Origin of the sequence: Lutibacter sp. A64, assembly GCF_022429565.1 — a bacterium.
GTDB lineage: Bacteria > Bacteroidota > Bacteroidia > Flavobacteriales > Flavobacteriaceae > Lutibacter.
Map to the genome: position 1 here is coordinate 498,989 of NZ_CP092487.1, position 16,613 is coordinate 515,601.

The 16,613-nt window shown below is 30.3% G+C and carries 16 protein-coding genes, 1 tRNA gene and 1 pseudogene; 15 read left to right on the forward strand and 3 right to left on the reverse strand.

Annotated elements, in window-relative coordinates; translation table 11 throughout:
- Positions 1 to 169: 169 nt before the first annotated feature.
- Positions 170 to 376: pseudogene (locus MKD41_RS01800) on the forward strand (ATPase); the annotation flags it as partial.
- Positions 377 to 645: 269 nt separating this feature from the next.
- Positions 646 to 1,764 carry an ATP-binding protein gene (locus MKD41_RS01805; protein WP_240243743.1) on the forward strand — a complete coding sequence of 373 codons (1,119 nt, stop codon included), beginning with the start codon at positions 646 to 648 and terminating at the stop codon, positions 1,762 to 1,764.
- Between the two features lie 86 nt (positions 1,765 to 1,850).
- Here the strand turns inward: MKD41_RS01805 and MKD41_RS01810 are convergent, their stop codons facing one another.
- Positions 1,851 to 2,435 (reverse strand): N-acetylmuramoyl-L-alanine amidase family protein, encoded by a 585-nt coding sequence (locus MKD41_RS01810; protein ID WP_240243744.1) that lies wholly within the window; start codon positions 2,433 to 2,435, stop codon positions 1,851 to 1,853.
- Positions 2,436 to 2,672: 237 nt separating this feature from the next.
- On the opposite strand from MKD41_RS01810, the gene MKD41_RS01815 reads away from it, so the two are divergent.
- Genes MKD41_RS01815 through MKD41_RS01850 form a run of 8 tightly spaced genes read left to right on the forward strand, consistent with a single transcriptional unit; the run spans position 2,673 to position 9,520 of the window.
- Positions 2,673 to 2,960: a hypothetical protein gene (locus MKD41_RS01815; RefSeq protein WP_240243745.1), complete on the forward strand. Its 288-nt coding sequence runs from the start codon at positions 2,673 to 2,675 to the stop codon at positions 2,958 to 2,960.
- A 37-nt stretch (positions 2,961 to 2,997) separates the two neighbouring features.
- Positions 2,998 to 3,276: a hypothetical protein gene (locus MKD41_RS01820; RefSeq protein WP_240243746.1), complete on the forward strand. Its 279-nt coding sequence runs from the start codon at positions 2,998 to 3,000 to the stop codon at positions 3,274 to 3,276.
- Complete coding sequence (locus tag MKD41_RS01825; RefSeq protein WP_240243747.1) at positions 3,269 to 5,674, forward strand: TraG family conjugative transposon ATPase; 2,406 nt, start codon at positions 3,269 to 3,271, stop codon at positions 5,672 to 5,674. Before MKD41_RS01820 ends, MKD41_RS01825 begins: the two co-directional genes overlap by 8 nt.
- A 27-nt stretch (positions 5,675 to 5,701) precedes the next feature.
- Positions 5,702 to 6,289: a conjugal transfer protein gene (locus MKD41_RS01830; protein WP_240243748.1), complete on the forward strand. Its 588-nt coding sequence runs from the start codon at positions 5,702 to 5,704 to the stop codon at positions 6,287 to 6,289.
- 9 nt (positions 6,290 to 6,298) lie between these two features.
- Positions 6,299 to 7,129, forward strand: a complete 831-nt coding sequence (locus MKD41_RS01835) for a hypothetical protein (protein ID WP_240243749.1) — start codon at positions 6,299 to 6,301, stop codon at positions 7,127 to 7,129.
- A gap of 21 nt (positions 7,130 to 7,150) precedes the next feature.
- Positions 7,151 to 7,777 carry a conjugal transfer protein TraK gene (locus tag MKD41_RS01840; RefSeq protein WP_240243750.1) on the forward strand — a complete coding sequence of 209 codons (627 nt, stop codon included), beginning with the start codon at positions 7,151 to 7,153 and terminating at the stop codon, positions 7,775 to 7,777.
- Positions 7,758 to 8,696, forward strand: coding sequence for a conjugative transposon protein TraM (traM, locus tag MKD41_RS01845; protein ID WP_240243751.1), 939 nt, complete (start codon positions 7,758 to 7,760; stop codon positions 8,694 to 8,696). The genes MKD41_RS01840 and traM overlap by 20 nt, the downstream gene beginning before the upstream one ends.
- Positions 8,697 to 8,707: 11 nt before the next feature.
- Positions 8,708 to 9,520, forward strand: a complete 813-nt coding sequence (locus tag MKD41_RS01850; protein WP_240243752.1) for a DUF4138 domain-containing protein — start codon at positions 8,708 to 8,710, stop codon at positions 9,518 to 9,520.
- Here MKD41_RS01850 and MKD41_RS01855 read toward each other — a convergent pair.
- Together MKD41_RS01855 and MKD41_RS01860 are read right to left on the reverse strand one after the other, a co-directional pair.
- Positions 9,517 to 10,770 (reverse strand): site-specific integrase, encoded by a 1,254-nt coding sequence (locus MKD41_RS01855; protein ID WP_240243753.1) that lies wholly within the window; start codon positions 10,768 to 10,770, stop codon positions 9,517 to 9,519. The two genes, MKD41_RS01850 and MKD41_RS01855, sit on opposite strands and share 4 nt — an antisense overlap.
- Positions 10,771 to 11,010: 240 nt before the next feature.
- Positions 11,011 to 11,095, reverse strand: a tRNA-Ser gene (locus MKD41_RS01860).
- A 331-nt stretch (positions 11,096 to 11,426) separates the two neighbouring features.
- On the opposite strand from MKD41_RS01860, the gene aroC reads away from it, so the two are divergent.
- From aroC to MKD41_RS01885, 5 genes are all read left to right on the forward strand, one after another.
- Positions 11,427 to 12,476: a chorismate synthase gene (aroC, locus tag MKD41_RS01865; RefSeq protein WP_240243754.1), complete on the forward strand. Its 1,050-nt coding sequence runs from the start codon at positions 11,427 to 11,429 to the stop codon at positions 12,474 to 12,476.
- A 105-nt stretch (positions 12,477 to 12,581) separates the two neighbouring features.
- Positions 12,582 to 13,064, forward strand: a complete 483-nt coding sequence (locus MKD41_RS01870) for a MarR family winged helix-turn-helix transcriptional regulator (RefSeq protein WP_240243755.1) — start codon at positions 12,582 to 12,584, stop codon at positions 13,062 to 13,064.
- Positions 13,065 to 13,792: 728 nt separating this feature from the next.
- Positions 13,793 to 14,599 carry a pyrroline-5-carboxylate reductase gene (gene proC, locus MKD41_RS01875; protein ID WP_240243756.1) on the forward strand — a complete coding sequence of 269 codons (807 nt, stop codon included), beginning with the start codon at positions 13,793 to 13,795 and terminating at the stop codon, positions 14,597 to 14,599.
- A gap of 1 nt (position 14,600) precedes the next feature.
- Positions 14,601 to 15,371, forward strand: coding sequence for a glutamate 5-kinase (gene proB, locus MKD41_RS01880; RefSeq protein ID WP_240243757.1), 771 nt, complete (start codon positions 14,601 to 14,603; stop codon positions 15,369 to 15,371).
- Positions 15,372 to 15,386: 15 nt separating this feature from the next.
- Positions 15,387 to 16,586, forward strand: coding sequence for a glutamate-5-semialdehyde dehydrogenase (locus tag MKD41_RS01885; RefSeq protein ID WP_240243758.1), 1,200 nt, complete (start codon positions 15,387 to 15,389; stop codon positions 16,584 to 16,586).
- Positions 16,587 to 16,613: the final 27 nt, after the last annotated feature.

Sequence of the window (16,613 nt, forward strand, 5' to 3'; positions counted from 1 at the left end):
CATGCTAAAAGCATTTTATGTGATGTATAATATATAATCATTGAATATAATCTTAAATTTTTTAATTTTTATTAATAACGTGTAGCACATTTTATGATAAGGTTTAATACTGTATTTAGAATTATATTTATATTAAGATATAACTAAATAAAATATATTAGTATTAGTGTTTTTTGGGAAAGACTGCAATGTAATGGGCGAAATTTTACTTTCTCGCTACGAGTTGTTTTCAAAATACAGATTTAAAACACATTGTACTACCAATTTAAATGCTCAAGAATTAGAAGAATATTATGGAAATCGTGTAAGATCAAGAATGCGACAATTGTTTAATTTGATTGCTTTTGATAAAAAAAGTTCTGATAAAAGATACTAGCCAAAGTTTTGGCACTAAAATAATATATTGCAGAATTTTTGAATTATGATTAATGAAGACTCATTAAAATATAAATGATGAATATCCTGATGCTATTTCTGGAACTTAGAAAGGGTTTTTATATATTAAATAAAGTGTGTAATTGGGTGGTTATCGGTTTAATTAGTCATTAGAGAGAGATTTATACAAGAGGGTAATTTAAAATTTATCTATATTTACGGAATATAATCCCTGAAAAATAGTATATTTGGGGATTATAATCACTAATTATGATAAAAAGAGACTTAGAAAAACTAATTGTTAATCGTTTTGGTAAAGGTAAAGCTATTCTTTTAATTGGTCCTCGCCAAGTAGGGAAAACGACTCTTTTTAATAAATTATTAGAGGGTAAAGAACATCTATTTCTTAATGGTGATGATCCAACGGTTAGAAAACTACTTACGAACCCTAATATAGAGCAGCTTAAAAATATTATAGGAAACTATAAAATTCTTTTTATTGACGAAGCACAGCGTATTGAAAATATTGGTTTAACATTAAAGTTAATTACAGATCAGTTTAAATCTGTACAACTATTGGTTAGTGGCTCGTCTGCTTTTGAACTCAATAATCAAACTCAAGAGCCTTTAACTGGAAGAAAATGGGAATATCAATTATATCCTATTTCGTGGTCTGAGTTTGAAGGTGACGTTGGTTATTTAAAAGCTCAGCAGCAATTAGAACTTCGAGTTGTATACGGAATGTATCCAGATGTTATCAATAATTTTGGAGATGAAAAAGATGTTCTAAAGCAATTAACAGATAGTTATCTTTACAAAGATATATTGAGCTATGGTGGTATTCGTAAACCTGAAATTTTAGAAAAGTTATTGCGAGCCTTAGCATTTCAAATAGGTAGTGAAGTGAGTTATAATGAACTGGCGCAATTACTAGGTATCGATAAAAAAACCGTGTCTAATTATATTGATTTGCTTTGTCAAGCCTATGTCGTTTTCAAATTACCTAGTTTCAGTAAAAACTTACGAAATGAAATAAAAACCAATCAAAAAATATATTTCTATGATACAGGTGTTAGAAACATGATTATTGGTGATTTAAATTCGTTAGAAGTGCGTCAGGATAAAGGCAGTCTTTGGGAAAACTTTTTAATTGCGGAACGATTAAAACACAACGCATATACTAGTTCATTAGCTAAAGGCTATTTCTGGCGAACCGTACAGCAACAAGAAATTGATTATGTAGAGGAAGAAGCAGGAATAGTTACTGGAATTGAAATAAAATGGAATCCAAAAAGTAAAGTTAAAATTCCTAAAACGTTTGTGAATACGTACAATACAAAAGTAAAGGTGATTACAAATGAGAATTTTAGGGAGTTCTTAAAAGAATAAACAATATTTAAAGAATCTTTTAATTTCTGAAATAAGCACTGCTAATAGTTGCTTTAAACTTTTCCCAATCTCTACAAAAAACATTTTCATAATCTAGTATTTAAATAATTAGTAATTCCCAATAAAACCGCCAATGCCATAGCTCTAATATTTTGAGACTTCAAAAAATAATCCGCTTCATCCAAATTTGTGACAAAACCTAATTCTACAAGAATTGCAGGACAAAAAGTAGTTTCCCTTAACACTTGAAAATTTGCAAATTTCACACCTCGCTTTTTAAAACCTAACTTTTGAGTGCTTTCATCAAGAACGGCTATACTAAGAGCAATTGATTTTTTGGTGTTTTGGTTATTCCAATTATGTACATAAACCTCAATTCCTTTTGAAGGCAAATTAGAAGCATTACAATGCAATGAAACAAATACGTCTGCTTTTAAGTTTTTAGTTAATTTACTTCTATTAGTTAAAGAAATCAAAGTGTCTTTATATCTAGTAAGATAAATATCCAATTTATTATCTAAAACCGTTTTATTCAATCTTAAAATTTCTAATCCAACATCCAACACTACATCTTTCTCAGAAACTCCATTTACACCAATTGCTCCAGAATCAATTCCACCGTGTCCAACATCAATAACAATTACTTTCTGCTGCCCAAAAATGAAACACATTTGCAGCATCAAAATCACAAAACTGACGTTTTTTAGCTTCAGGTACTTCCAAAATTTTAGACTTATTAACATAGGTGTTTTAAATATTCATACAATTTGATGTCAATTCACATCAAAAAAATACAATCTAGTTTAGAGTTTATTTTATTAACAAAAGACTGTTAATCAGTATTTTGAATAGTAATATACGTTATTTTTCCAATATCAAAATCAAACAAAATTTAAAACTATTTAGACATGAAAAAATCACATTATGTAACCGCCTTATTACTACTTATTTCAAATGCACTATTTGCACAAATTGGAGGAATAGAGGATTCTGTAAATGATGTTTCGGATACTATCCGAGCCATTTTCCCTATTATTTTGGGAGTTATCTTTTTAATAGGATTCCTTTTTAATGCAGGACATTTCTTTGGTGAAAATGCCGATTTAAAAAAAGGAATTACACGTGTATTAGTTTTTGTACTAATTGCAGGAGCAGTGGTAGGAATTTTCACATACTTAATTGGAATCGTAGTCTAGTCGCTAAGCGACATTAGGCAATTAATCAATAATGATTATGAAAAAGTTTGAAGTTTATAAAGATATTAGAAAGCGTGCTGAGATAATGGGTTTACCTATAGCACTATTTGCACTGATGATGATAGCTATTATTGGCTCACTACTTTTAATCATCTTTTCGTTCAGCTTTACAGTCATTATTTCAGTGTTTGTATGCAATGCAGGACTTTATATAGCTTTAACGCATATCACAAAACATCCATACATACTGCACATTCAAAAAGTGTTTCCACAGGCTATTAGTAATAAAAAAATAAGCTATTTATATTATGAATAAAATTAATTTATCCGCTTATCATCCTATTTTAGATATTCAGCAAAACATAGTATTTGCCAGTAATGGTAATATTATTTTAGGTTATAAAAGTAACTTGCCAGAGGTGTATTCTCTGTCTGAGTCAGACTTTGAAGATATTCACGGCTTATGGTTTCAAGCTTTTAAATCGTTGCCAACCAGTACAGTAATTCAAAAGCAGGATATTTATAAGAAAGCAGTCTATAATGCTAAAGACATTTCTAATGGTAGCTTTTTAGAAAAGGCAACACACAACTATTTTAAAGGACGTGATTACTTACAGCACAATAGCTACCTATATTTTATCCTTCCTCAAAATAAGGCATTAAACGCTTCTAAGTTTACCAATCCATTTCGTAAAGTTGAAAAGGGTATTCATAAGAAATTAGATCATACTGTTACAGAATTTATAGCCTCAGTAAATGATGCTGTTTCTTATATTAATAATAGCAGAAAGGTGTCAATGACACCGATAGGTAAAGATGAAATTTTGAGATTAACCAATACCTACTTCAATGGATTTAATGAAGGGTTCGACACAGATATTCAACTCAGCAAATCAGGGATTGAAATCGGCGAGAATCATTTTGATGTATTGGCAGTCAATAGTGAGCTTTGTTTTGGAGAACACCTACAAAGCAGTAAAACCAATGATAAATTCACATCAGATGATTTTGTATTTCATCAAGGGTTTATTGACGGATTGGGACTAAATCTCAATGAGAACCATATTGTCAATCAAATTATATACCTAGATGACAAACATAAATGGAGAAAATTATTAGAAAAGAGGATAGAAGAATTGAACAAAAGCTCCAATTTTGGGACACAGAACAAGGTCATTTTAAAGAAAATAGAAAAGATTGTAACTCAGATAAATCAAGACGATTCTTCCAGAATTATTAGAGGACATCTCAATATTGTTTTCTGGTCTCAAGAAGCTCAAGAGCTAAGTAGTATTGCTTCAAAAATAAAAACGGAGTTTAAGGAATTAGACATTGTTCCCTATTATCCAAAAGGGGAAGAGCGAAAAAACTATTTTTTGAATTCTTATTGTTGTTTTGCATCCAACTTTTCCAATGAAGATTTATATGTAACAGATTTAAAACATTCTCTTTGTTTATTCATAAACAATACAAATTACTTGTCAGACGCCACTGGCGTCATCTTTAATGATCGGCAGCACAACATTCCAGTACTCAAAGATGTTTGGGATGAACAGAAGAAACGCATTAAAGCACGCAACTTTGCCATTTTTGCACCCACAGGTGAAGGAAAATCCTTTTTGGCAAATAATATTCTTCGTCAGTATTTTGAGCAAAATGTACGACTCGTAATTATTGATTTAGGAGGTTCATATTCGAAGTTTGCAAAATTATATCCAGATAATCATATTATTTTAAGATACGAACAAGGAAAGAATTTAGGAATCAATCCTTTTTATATTTCTGATGAAACAGATTTAACACCAGAACGACTAGAAGATTTATCCATTTTTATATTGGAATTATTAGCATCTGGTAAAAAGGCAACCAAAGCAGAAGAAGTTGCTATCAAAAAAGTACTGCTTTACTATTATAAATTTATTCGAAAAAATCATTCCTTGGAAAGTTTATATCAATTTGTAGATGATCGGAAAGATACCTTGATTGAGGAGCTCAAAATACAGGAATCTTATTTTAGTATCTATAACTTTTTACATATCCTTTCAGAATATGTAGACGATGGTTTGTATAGTTTTTTATTCAATGTAAGCGGAGATCAAACCTATAAGATTGAAGACAAGCGATTGATTGTTTTTGAACTAGATGAAGTAAAAGACAATAAGGAAATTCTATCAGTTATGCTGAAGCTTATTAAATCAGCCATTCAGCGTACTATATGGAGAAATAAATCTGAAAAAGGAATCATTCTTTTTGATGAGTTTGCCAAACAACTCAAATTTGAAAATGTACTAGAAAGTGTTGAATTTTACTACCAAGCTATTCGAAAACAAAATGGAGCGATTGGAATTATTTTACAATCCATAAATCAATTACCAGATAATTCCACATCGGCAAGTATTCTAGAAAATACTCAAGTAGTTTATAGTCTAAAAAATGAAAAGGGCTATGAAGAACTTCAAAAGAGGCTTAGTCTCTCTAGTCACGATTTAAACCAATTAAAATCAATTCGCAACAATCTTACAGGCCCAAGAAAGTATACAGAAATGTTTATCAAGATAGGTCAGGAGAGTAATATTTTCAGGTTAGAAGTTCCTAAAGAAGTGTATGCAGCGTATCTCACAGATGGAAAAGAAAGCGACCGCATAATGCGGATTTATAAAGAAACAAACAATATGGAAGAAGCTATTAACACTTTTGTGAAACAGCAATTATAAAAATATGAACCATTAAAAACAAAGCATATGAAAGCCAAAAGAAACATCAAAATACTAGCCTTAGCGCTTATCATAATTTTATTATCGCCTATACGCGCTGCGTGTCAGGGGATGCCAGTTTACGACAATACAAATTTTATCAGTTTTGCTAAATCTTTGGTAGAATCGGCAAAACAAACTTCTCAATTATTAAAAACGGTACAGTTTTTAAAACAGCAAAAAGAAAATATTGAAAAAGTCAATAATGTAATTAAGCAGTTAAATGCAGTAAGAGCATTGGCGAAAAATAACCAACGACTGTTTGATATAGTACAACACGATTTACGAGAGATTTTGAATTCACCTTATATTAAACAAAGTGAAGTCAATAAAGTATCCCAATCCTTTAATGCCATTATAGAAAACTCTTTAGAGAGTTTGGATTATATCGACCAGATTTTAAGCAGTAATAGTCTTAAAATGACCGATGCCGAACGCGCAGCAGTTTTAAAAGAAAAGGAATTAGAATCCAAAGAAATGGTTGCAGAAATTGAGTCAAAGACAAAACGTTATCGAGAAATCATTGCTTTTAGAGAAATGCAAGCCGTTATCAACGGCAGGAAAACAACATATTAATAAATAAAAATGATACTAAGCATAGGATTAGAATATGTAGATGCAGTCTTTACTACCATTAAAAGTAGTGAATTTTCACAGTACACTATTACTGGAATGAAAACACTGGCTATTTTACTGTTTTTGATTAATATTTTAAAAAAGTATAATGAAGGAGTTGCTAATAATGAAGGTTATACGTGGGGTTTAACATCTTCAGAGCTGGCAAAAAACTTTGCAGTGATCATACTGGTCATTTTCTCAACACAAGTATTGGGCGTATTTGATAGTATACTAGTGGCAATTGAATCACAATATAGAGATACAGCTCCAGCACTCCTTCCATTACAAATGCAAGACATAGATTTAGAACAAGATGTTGGTGCAATTGAAGCTGCTAAAAAAGCAATGGCAATGTTGTATGAAGCACTCGTAACACCTTTGTATGGGCTTAAAGTATTGTCTTTTATCATAGCACTATTTTTATGGCTCTTAGACTTGTTTATTTATCCACTATTCTTAGCAGAACGTTTTTTTTTGTTAGGAATTATGCAAGCCTTTTTCCCTTTAGTAATTAGTTTGGCAGTATTTGAAAAATTTAGATCAATGGCGTATAATTTTTTTAAGCTCTATGCAGGCGTATATATGTTAGTACCCGCATTTTTCCTGGTGAATGTATTTGTTAATCATCTCTACACTGAAATCAATACTAATTTTTGGAGCAGTCTATTTGGAACAGATTGGGGTAGTAATACTTTTGCTCCATTATTACAATTGGGATCCATAGGATTTGTTGTACTCCTAAAATTCACACTCTATCGAAAAGCGACCTCATTTACGTTTAGACTCTTTACTACCTAATACAGATTTAATAATAGAATAATGAAAACACCATATAAAAATATATACAATGTGCTTAGATTAAATCGTTTCATTGTATTAACGGTCATTATTGGCGCAGTCATAACAAGTATTGTTTCAGTAATCTTAGTTGTAAAACTTTACAATGAAACTGTAAATAATGCTTTTGTAGTGAATACAGATGGAAGTGCAATACCTATAAAACTGGTTTCACAACAAGAAAATTTAGAGGTAGAAGTATTGGCGCATTTAGAACTTTTTCATACCTATTTTTATCATATAGATGCTAGTAATTATGAAAAGCATTTGGAGAAAGCCTTATGGCTTGGGAATAGCTCAATTGATGGTTTATATGGACAAAAGAAAGCGGATGGAGTTTACAATCGCTTATTACAATATTCTTTGGTTCAGAAGGTAAAAAAAATCACATCAAAAATAGACATTCAAACAACTCCCTATAGATTTGAAACAACGACTATTTTTGAAATAAACAGAGGGTCGGTAACCGATACTTATGAGTTAATAACAACAGGGAATCTCATAAAGGTAGATAGAAACTTTCCAAACAATACCCATGGTTTATTAATTACCAACTTTTTTGAAAACCAACTTAAAAAGATAGAAAGCTATGAAGATAGAAAAGAATAAAATAGTATTTGTAGCGATCATTTTATGTGTGTTGCTTTTTATAGGTTCCTATGCGGTTATTCACTTTTCAGAAGATGAGGCAGCTACTATTGAAAGTAATCAAATTCCAATACCAGCATTAAAAGATGAACAAAAGCAGTACGATTCAAAATTAGAGGCATTGAATGATTTAATAGAAGTAAGAGAAACCAATGCGCCAAGTATTTATGATGAGCGATTATTAGATTCCACAGGTGTTTATGATCCAGATTTATTAAGCAAAGAAAAGATGCGAATAGTAGATAGTATCTATAATCAAGGGCGGATTAATTACTCAGATAAGAGCTATAGAAAAAATGCTGCCGATTTACCAGAAAAGATAATTATAAAAGACACGATTGGAATTCTAAAAACTGCCAAAACAGTAATTGAAAACAAACAATTAGCTCTAGAGCATCAATTATTTTTTGCATCAGACCCAAAAAGCAATCAAAGTTTAAATATTCAAAATTCAGACTCCGAAATTTATGTAGTAGTGAATGGAGCACAAACCGTAAAGAAAAATTACCGTTTGAAAATGCGCCTAATAAATGATGCAATTATAAGCGGTAATAGCATTCGAAAGAATACAGAAATATATGGTTTTGTCAGTTTTAAACCCAACCGGGCAATAATTGCCATTACAAATATCAACCACCAACCATTTAAACTTAAGGCGTATGACCTTCAAGATGGAAGTGAGGGGATTTATATAGAAAATAGTTTTCAAGATGAAGCAAGACAAGAAGTAGTAGGAGATGTAATAGATGATATCAATATTTCTGGAGTACCACAAATAACCGGTATCAAAAAAATATTCCAACGCAACAACAAAAATGTAAAAGTTACCATTGCTGATAATTACAAATTAATCTTAAAGCCGCTAAAAGAAACTAATTAAAATAACGACCTATGAAAACATATCTAACATTACTAATATTGATTCAGTCAATTTTGACAACTGCACAACAAACACTAGACACCATTTATGCAAACGAACAAATGAATGTAGCACTATTTTTTCCAAATCCAATTCGTCAAGGAATAACTGGAGCTGATCATTTTGTTTTTTCATACAATAGGGAAAAAGAACAATATTTTGGATTGCTACAAGCAACGCCAGGAACTGAGAGTAATTTGTTAACTATTACAGATGATGGACAAGTATATAGTTATATCTTAAAATATAATGAAGAACTTAAAAAGTTAAATTATTTTGTTTCTGAAGAGGAAAGTATTGGAAATGAAAAGCCTAAGAAAATTAAACAAAAACCAATATTAGAAACAGTAATAAAGTCTAAAAATGAAAAGGAAAACAGAATTAGATATTTCCAAAGGTTTAGTGAATATTTATTGAATTCAAAACTGGAACATATTGCAATCAAACGTAGAAAAGGAATACAATTACGATTGCAGAAAGTAGCTTATAATGCTTCGGAGGTGTATTTGCTTATTGAAATTAAAAATAAATCTAAAATTGATTTTGAGATTGATTATTTGAATATTTACAGAATCAATGGAAACAAAAAAAGAAAAGCATCTTATCAAAGTTTACAACAAAAACCAGTTTACAAATACAATATGCCTGATATCATTAGAATTGGACAAAGCCTAAGGTTTGTTTATGTGCTACCAAAATTCGTATTAGGAGATAATGAAAAATTACAAATTGAATTGCAAGAGTTGAAGGGGAATAGGAAAGTGGTTTTGGAAGCTAAAAACTAGTTAACGAACACTTTATTTGTATCATCTGAGTTCCTATTAAAGTTTAGTTTATCTCTTAAAATCTTCATATCATCGCTAACCTTTCTATCTAAAATTTTGGCATAATGTTGTGTAGTTCGTAAAGATTTATGACCAAGCATTTTACTCACTGACTCAATAGGTACACCATTTGTAAGTGTAACTGTAGTGGCAAAAGTATGGCGTGCTAAATGAAACGTTAAGTTTTTATTGATTTCGCATAAATCAGCTATCTCTTTCAAATAGGCATTCATTTTTTGATTGCTGAGTACAGGTAGAAGTCTATTATCGTTTTCGATATCAGGATGATCAGCATATTTTTCAATTAATGACTGAGCTGTAGGAAGTAATGGAATATTACTACGAGTATCTGTTTTTGTTCTTTTTATTTTTATCCAGCGTTCACCATCAATACCTATGACAATATTATCTTTTGAAAGTTTTTTCACATCAGAATATGCTAATCCAGTAAAACAGCAGAAAATAAAAACATCCTTTACATGATTAAGTCGCAATGTATGTAATTGTTTATCGACCATTTTTTGAATTTCTCCTTCAGATAAAAATTCTCTATCAACCACTTTTAATCTAGATTTCCAATTAAAGAAGGGGTCTTTTCTTATCCAGTCATTTGCATAAGCAATACGTATGATTTTTTTAAAATTAGTAATGTATTTAATAGCAGTATTGTGAGCGCAATTCCGTTCAGTTTTTAGATAATATTCAAAACCAGTTATAAATTTGTGGTCAACATCTTTAACTGGGATATCTTCGAGATTGTATTCTAATTTAATGTAATCTTCTGTATGTTTTTTAGCTGTTCTATAACGTTCTGCTGTACCAGCTGCAAAACCGTTGCCTATTAGTTTTTCAACTTGGTCATTGTGATTTTGAAAAATTTCCAGTAACATTTTATGTTTCTGATCCTTTCCTAAAAAGATGTTTTTGATTATTTCAGCAGTAATTGTGCTTTCACTTTCACTAAGCTTATCATGGATTCTATAAACTCTATTTCTAATACCATCCATATATCTATTTAGTTCTCGTGCATTTGAGGTTGTCCCTCGTATTTTACCAGCTTTTGTATTCCATTTTTCTAAAAGGACTTTTCTTTTAATACTTAATTCACTACGCTTGCCATCAATTGTAATTCTTAAGTAAATAGGAGCTCTACCATTTTTGTTTGTATCGTTACCTCTTGGGTAAAATAATATTGAAAATCTATTTTGCATCGGTGCGTATGTATTAAAATTATATTTAAAGATACAAAAAAATAATTAATTAATTTACTGCAACATTTTGATTAGTAGTGTTTTGAGGTGAATTCGGTGCGTAATTTAATAAAAAATAATGCGCACCGAATACCGCACCTTTTATTTAATATTTTATGGTTTTAATTGATGTTTTAGAAAATTAAAAACCCTGTAATCATTTGATTTACAGGGTTTTGTTAGAATTTGATAAATTCTCAGCGGAGAAAGAGGGATTCGAACCCCCGGAGGTGTGACCCTCAACAGTTTTCAAGACTGCCGCATTCGACCACTCTGCCATTTCTCCTTTAGCGGTTGCAAATATAGAAACCTTTTTTGGTTCTCTCAAATTTTTTTTAGATTTTTTTTGAATATTTTTATTTAATTTTTAAGTGTGTTTGAAATTCAGTTAATTAGATAGGTTCTAAGAATAGAAATATTGGTTTTATTGTAGATGTAATTAATATAATAGTCAGAAAATGTACTCTGGTAAGTGTTTTGTGAAAAAAAGGTACCCTTGTCAAAAAGTTTTTAATTGTTATTATGGTAATAAAATTATGTTTTTTTAAATTTATTTCAATCACTAAATTAGTCTTCTCTAAAATTCTTTTTTAAATTTGCCGACTAATATTATATGTATGTCTAATTCATTAGGAAAAATATTTACAATTACCACTTTTGGAGAATCTCATGGTGAAGCTATTGGTGGTGTAATTGATGGTTGTCCAGCAGGTATAGAACTTGATTTTGAGGCTATTCAAAAAGAAATGGATAGAAGAAAACCTGGGCAATCTAAAATTGTAACTCAGCGTAAAGAACCAGATGAAGTTCAATTTTTATCAGGTATTTTTGAAGGGAAAACAACGGGTGCTTCTATTGGTTTTGTTATTAAAAACGTTCATCAAAGATCGAATGATTATTCGCATATAAAAGATTCTTATCGTCCTTCTCATGCCGATTATACGTACGATAAAAAGTATGGAAATCGTGATTATCGTGGTGGAGGTAGAACTTCTGCAAGAGAAACTGCCAATTGGGTAGTTGGTGGTGCGGTAGCAAAACAAACTATTCCTTCAATAAAAATAAACGCATACACTTCTTCCGTTGGAGATTTGTTTTTAGAGAAACCATATCAAGCGTTAGATTTTAGCAAAACAGAAACAAATATTGTACGTTGTCCTGATGAAGAAGTTGCCGAAAAAATGATTTCTAAAATAGATCAAATTAGAAAACAAGGTGATACTATTGGAGGTACTGTAACTTGTGTTATTCAAAATGTGCCAGTTGGTTTAGGTGAACCAATTTTTGATAAGTTACACGCGCAATTAGGTAAAGCAATGCTTTCTATTAATGCAGTTAAAGGTTTTGAGTATGGAAGTGGATTCTGCGGTGCAAAGATGACAGGAAGTGAGCATAATGATCTTTTTAATAAAGATGGTTCTACTAAAACCAATCTTTCTGGAGGGATTCAAGGAGGAATTAGTAATGGGATGGATATTTATTTTCGTGTAGCTTTTAAACCTGTTGCAACTATTATGCAAAAACAACAAACCATAGATAAAGATGGAAATATTGTTGAAATGATGGGGAAAGGACGTCACGATCCTTGTGTGGTTCCTAGAGCTGTGCCTATTGTTGAGGCTTTGGCTGCAATGGTATTAGCAGATTTTATGTTATTAAATAAATAATATCTATCAATTCAAATATAGAGTAGTTGTTTTAACTTATTTAGAAATAGTATCTTCTATATTTCTAAATAAGTCTTAATTTGCTATTTATTAAAATTATTTATATTGAAGTATATTGAAATTCTTGTAAAACTCAGAAGAATTATTCGTTCTATAAATCTTGAGAGTAAAAAAATTGAAAAAGAATTTGGGATAAGTATTCCACAACTTTTAGTGCTTAAATATTTATCAGATCAAAAAGATTATAGAGCTTTTGCTAAAGATATTAAAGCGTATATAAATTTAAATGCAAGTACAGTTTCGGGAATTATTTCTAGGTTAGAAGGAAAAGGGCTCTTGGCTAAAACTATGAGTTCAAGCGATAAAAGAGCAATATATATTGTTTTAACAGCCAAAGGCGCAGATTTACTAAATAATTCACCTTCAACACTTCAAGAAAAACTATCTAAGCGCTTGTTAAAACTGAGTACAGCACAGATAGAAGAGCTAGATAGAAATATAGAGTTGTTGACTACGATAATGGATGTTGAAGATTTAGATGCAGCTCCATTGCTTACTATAAAGGAAATAACTAGTCAATCAGATTAGTTATTGTTTCATCATATTTTTAATTTAACCTAGTGTATAAAGGCTTATTTTCAGGTTTTTATGGATGTGTGTTTATGTTGATATTTAAAAATAGTTTCTATAAGAACTATTTTTTTGTATATTTGCAAAAGTTCCTTTAAAAATAAAGGTTTTAACTATAGTTTCACTAGAACAAGTATATGTATATTGAAAAGAATTCAGAAAAGAGTATTGTGTGTACAAATAATAAAACTTCATTTTCGCTAAATTCAATTTTATTAAGTTGCGAAAATTCTAAAACAACTACAACTATAGCTACGTAGCGTTAAATTATAGATTACCTCATCCTTTGTTCTTAATTAAAGGTTTGACTACTATTATTTAGCAAATATTTACAACCAAAAAAACAACAAAATTGGCCTAAAATAAAAACTTATTAAAGTTTTTGTTTAGATAGTTACGTGTGTTGTTTTTAGAAATGTGTAAAGTTAAAAATCAATTATTAAGTACTAAGGTTTTACAGGTGTTGAATTTATGAATTATAACATTAAAAAATATAGATGTTAATACAATAATAAAAATGAAAGAATAAATAAAATTAAGCAATAAAGTAACTAAGTATTTTATAGTTTTTAAAGTTAAAAGTTACTTCAATTTAAGAAAAACTAAAAGAGAAAAGATTGAGTTATAGATTGTATGAATCTAAACTTCAATTAATTTTAATTAAATAATTTATAGAATAAAAAAGAATGAAAGTACTAGTAATTGGAGCAGGAAATATGGGGTTAACTTATGCAGAAGGAATGTCTAAATCTAAACTCCTAAAGAAAAAAAATATAATGGTAATTGATAAGTCTGATGAAAAATTAGATGAGATTCGTCAAATTTCACATTTTGATGCTTATAATAATTTAGAAGACTGTATTCCAAATGCAGATATAATTTTTGTAGCCGTTAAACCGTATCATGCGGAAGAATTATTTAAAACAATTCAACCTTTGGTTTCTTCTGATCAAATCATAATTTCTATTATGGCGGGTATCACCATAGATGTTATTCAGAATCTTTCTGGAATAACAAAAGTAGTGCGTGCAATGCCAAATTTACCAGCAAGTGTTGGGTTGGGCTTAACTTCTTACGTGGCATCTTCTAATGTTTCTAGAATAGAATTGTTAACGGTAGAAAGTCTGTTAAGTACAACAGGAAAGTCTATTTTGGTTAGTTCTGAAAATTTAATTGATGCATCAACAGGTATTTCTGGAAGTGGACCTGCTTATGTGTTTTATTTTATGCAAAGTATGATGGAAGCAGCATTGCAAATGGGCTTTTCAAAAAACGATTCTAAATTATTGGTAAGTCAAACTTTTACAGGGGCAATAGAACTTTTTAATCAGTCTAACCTTTCTCCAAATTCTTGGATGCAAAGAGTAGCTTCAAAAGGAGGTACAACACAAGCAGCATTAGATTCTATGGACGATAATAATGTAAATGAATTAATTAAAGAAGCGGCATTTGCGGCATTTGCTCGTGCTGTTGAATTGGGAAAATTAGGTTAATATGTATAAAGAAATAATTGTTATTAAGGTTGGTACTAATGTAATGACCAATAAAGATAATAGAATTGTAAGAACAGTTTTAAGAAACTTAGTTAAACAAATTGCCGAACTTTATGAACGAGGTATAATTACGCTTTTAGTTTCATCGGGCTCTGTAATTGCAGGAAAGGAAGTTTTAGGAGAATCAAGCATAGAAGATAAAACACAAAAAAGGCAAGTGTATTCATCTATTGGACAGCCTAGAATGATGCGACTGTATTATACAATTTTTCAAGAGTACGGAATGAAATGTGCTCAAGTACTTCCTACTAAACGAGATTTTAGTCCAGGAATTCATCGTGAAAATATGATAAAATGTTGTCAAGGTTTACTTTCTGAAGGCGTAATTCCTATTGCAAATGAAGATGATGCCGTATCAATTACAATGTCTATGTTTTCCGATAATGATGAGCTTGCAAGTTTGCTTGCTCAATTAATAAATGCAGATAGATTAATTATTCTTACAGATATTGATGGATTGTATACTGGGCACCCAGATGCTGATAGTAGTAATCTTATTAAAAATGTAGATCCAGATGATAATCTTGATAAATATATTAAAGATAGCGGTAAATCAGAAGGAGAAGGTAGAGGAGGAATGGGATCTAAGTTAACCTATGCGCAAGAAACAGCATCACATAGTATTCCTACCTTTATAGCTAATGGAAAAAAGAAAAATACCATTATAGATATTATAGATGGTAAAAATGTTGGGACAAAAGTGTCCTTGTAATAAAATAGAATTATAATGAAAATATTAACTACAGAAATAAAAAATAAAGTATTAAAAAGTATGGAGCAAATCCTAGATAAAAATAGGGTAGAATTGCTTCAAGCTAATAAAAAAGATTTAGAAGCATTTAATAAAGATGACCAAGCAATGTACGATCGTTTATTAATAAATGATGAAAAAATTGATGGTATGATTACTGCTATTTCTCAGGTTCACTCGCAAGAAGATCCTATAAATAAAATAATTACCAATAAAACTTTAAAAAGTGGGTTGCAGGTTGTAAATAAAACAGCACCTTTTGGAACTATTATGATTATTTATGAATCTAGACCAGATGTAACTGTTGAAGCAGCAGTATTGGCCTTTAAAGCAAATAATAAAATTTTACTTAAAGGAGGAAAAGAAGCTGTGTTTAGTAACAAGATACTTGTAGATTTTTGGCATAAATCTTTAAAAAAAAACGGATTGAGTACGGCATATATTCAGTTGTTAACTCTAGATAGAAATGAGACGCAACAATTTTTAAAAAATCCGACAGAGTCTTTAGATTTAATTGTTCCTCGTGGAGGTGAAAAATTAATTGCTTTTGTAAAAGAACATGCTAAATGTGCTGTGTTGGTTAGTGGTAGGGGTAATAATTTTGTATATGTAGATGAACAAGCGGACTGGGAAAAAAGTATTGCTGTAATTCTTAATGCTAAAACTAGTAAGATATCGGCCTGTAATGCTGTTGATAAAATATTGATTAATGCCAATATTGAAGATTATCATCAAAAGATCACAGAATTAAAGGATATTTTAAAAGAAAGCGGAGTATCGATTTGGGTAGATTCAGCTGCTAAAAATGTTTTAAATGAAGAGTCTCTTATTACTGAAGAATCTATGTGGAGTGAAGAGTTTTTAGCAATGAAATGCTGTATAGGAATTGTGGATTCTACAAAAGAAGCTATTGAAAAAATTAATAAATATTCTGGTGGACATTCTGCAACAATTATGACTACTAATAACGAAACTTCTTCATTTTTTATGGAACAAGTAGATTGTGCCGCTGTATATCAAAATGCTTCAACAAGGTTTACTGATGGAGGTCAAATGGGAGTAGGAGCAGAACTTGCAATTAGTACAGATAAATTACATCATAGAGGTCCTCTAGGTCTTAATGAATTAGTTACTAATAAATATTATGTTTATGGAGATGGTCACATACGTGATTAGTTTTTTGTAGAATATTATTTTGTAAAT

Excerpts from the sequence above, each read along its gene's own strand:
- MKD41_RS01810 (WP_240243744.1), bottom strand. The coding sequence starts at position 2,435 with ATGTGTTTCATTTTTGGGCAGCAGAAAGTAATTGTTATTGATGTTGGA.
- MKD41_RS01835 (WP_240243749.1), top strand. The coding sequence starts at position 6,299 with ATGATACTAAGCATAGGATTAGAATATGTAGATGCAGTCTTTACTACC.
- MKD41_RS01825 (WP_240243747.1), top strand. The coding sequence starts at position 3,269 with ATGAATAAAATTAATTTATCCGCTTATCATCCTATTTTAGATATTCAG.
- MKD41_RS01840 (WP_240243750.1), top strand. The coding sequence starts at position 7,151 with ATGAAAACACCATATAAAAATATATACAATGTGCTTAGATTAAATCGT.
- aroC (WP_240243754.1), top strand. The coding sequence starts at position 11,427 with ATGTCTAATTCATTAGGAAAAATATTTACAATTACCACTTTTGGAGAA.
- MKD41_RS01805 (WP_240243743.1), top strand. The coding sequence starts at position 646 with ATGATAAAAAGAGACTTAGAAAAACTAATTGTTAATCGTTTTGGTAAA.
- MKD41_RS01820 (WP_240243746.1), top strand. The coding sequence starts at position 2,998 with ATGAAAAAGTTTGAAGTTTATAAAGATATTAGAAAGCGTGCTGAGATA.
- traM (WP_240243751.1), top strand. The coding sequence starts at position 7,758 with ATGAAGATAGAAAAGAATAAAATAGTATTTGTAGCGATCATTTTATGT.
- MKD41_RS01855 (WP_240243753.1), bottom strand. The coding sequence starts at position 10,770 with ATGCAAAATAGATTTTCAATATTATTTTACCCAAGAGGTAACGATACA.
- MKD41_RS01815 (WP_240243745.1), top strand. The coding sequence starts at position 2,673 with ATGAAAAAATCACATTATGTAACCGCCTTATTACTACTTATTTCAAAT.
- MKD41_RS01885 (WP_240243758.1), top strand. The coding sequence starts at position 15,387 with ATGAAAATATTAACTACAGAAATAAAAAATAAAGTATTAAAAAGTATG.
- proC (WP_240243756.1), top strand. The coding sequence starts at position 13,793 with ATGAAAGTACTAGTAATTGGAGCAGGAAATATGGGGTTAACTTATGCA.
- proB (WP_240243757.1), top strand. The coding sequence starts at position 14,601 with ATGTATAAAGAAATAATTGTTATTAAGGTTGGTACTAATGTAATGACC.
- MKD41_RS01850 (WP_240243752.1), top strand. The coding sequence starts at position 8,708 with ATGAAAACATATCTAACATTACTAATATTGATTCAGTCAATTTTGACA.
- MKD41_RS01830 (WP_240243748.1), top strand. The coding sequence starts at position 5,702 with ATGAAAGCCAAAAGAAACATCAAAATACTAGCCTTAGCGCTTATCATA.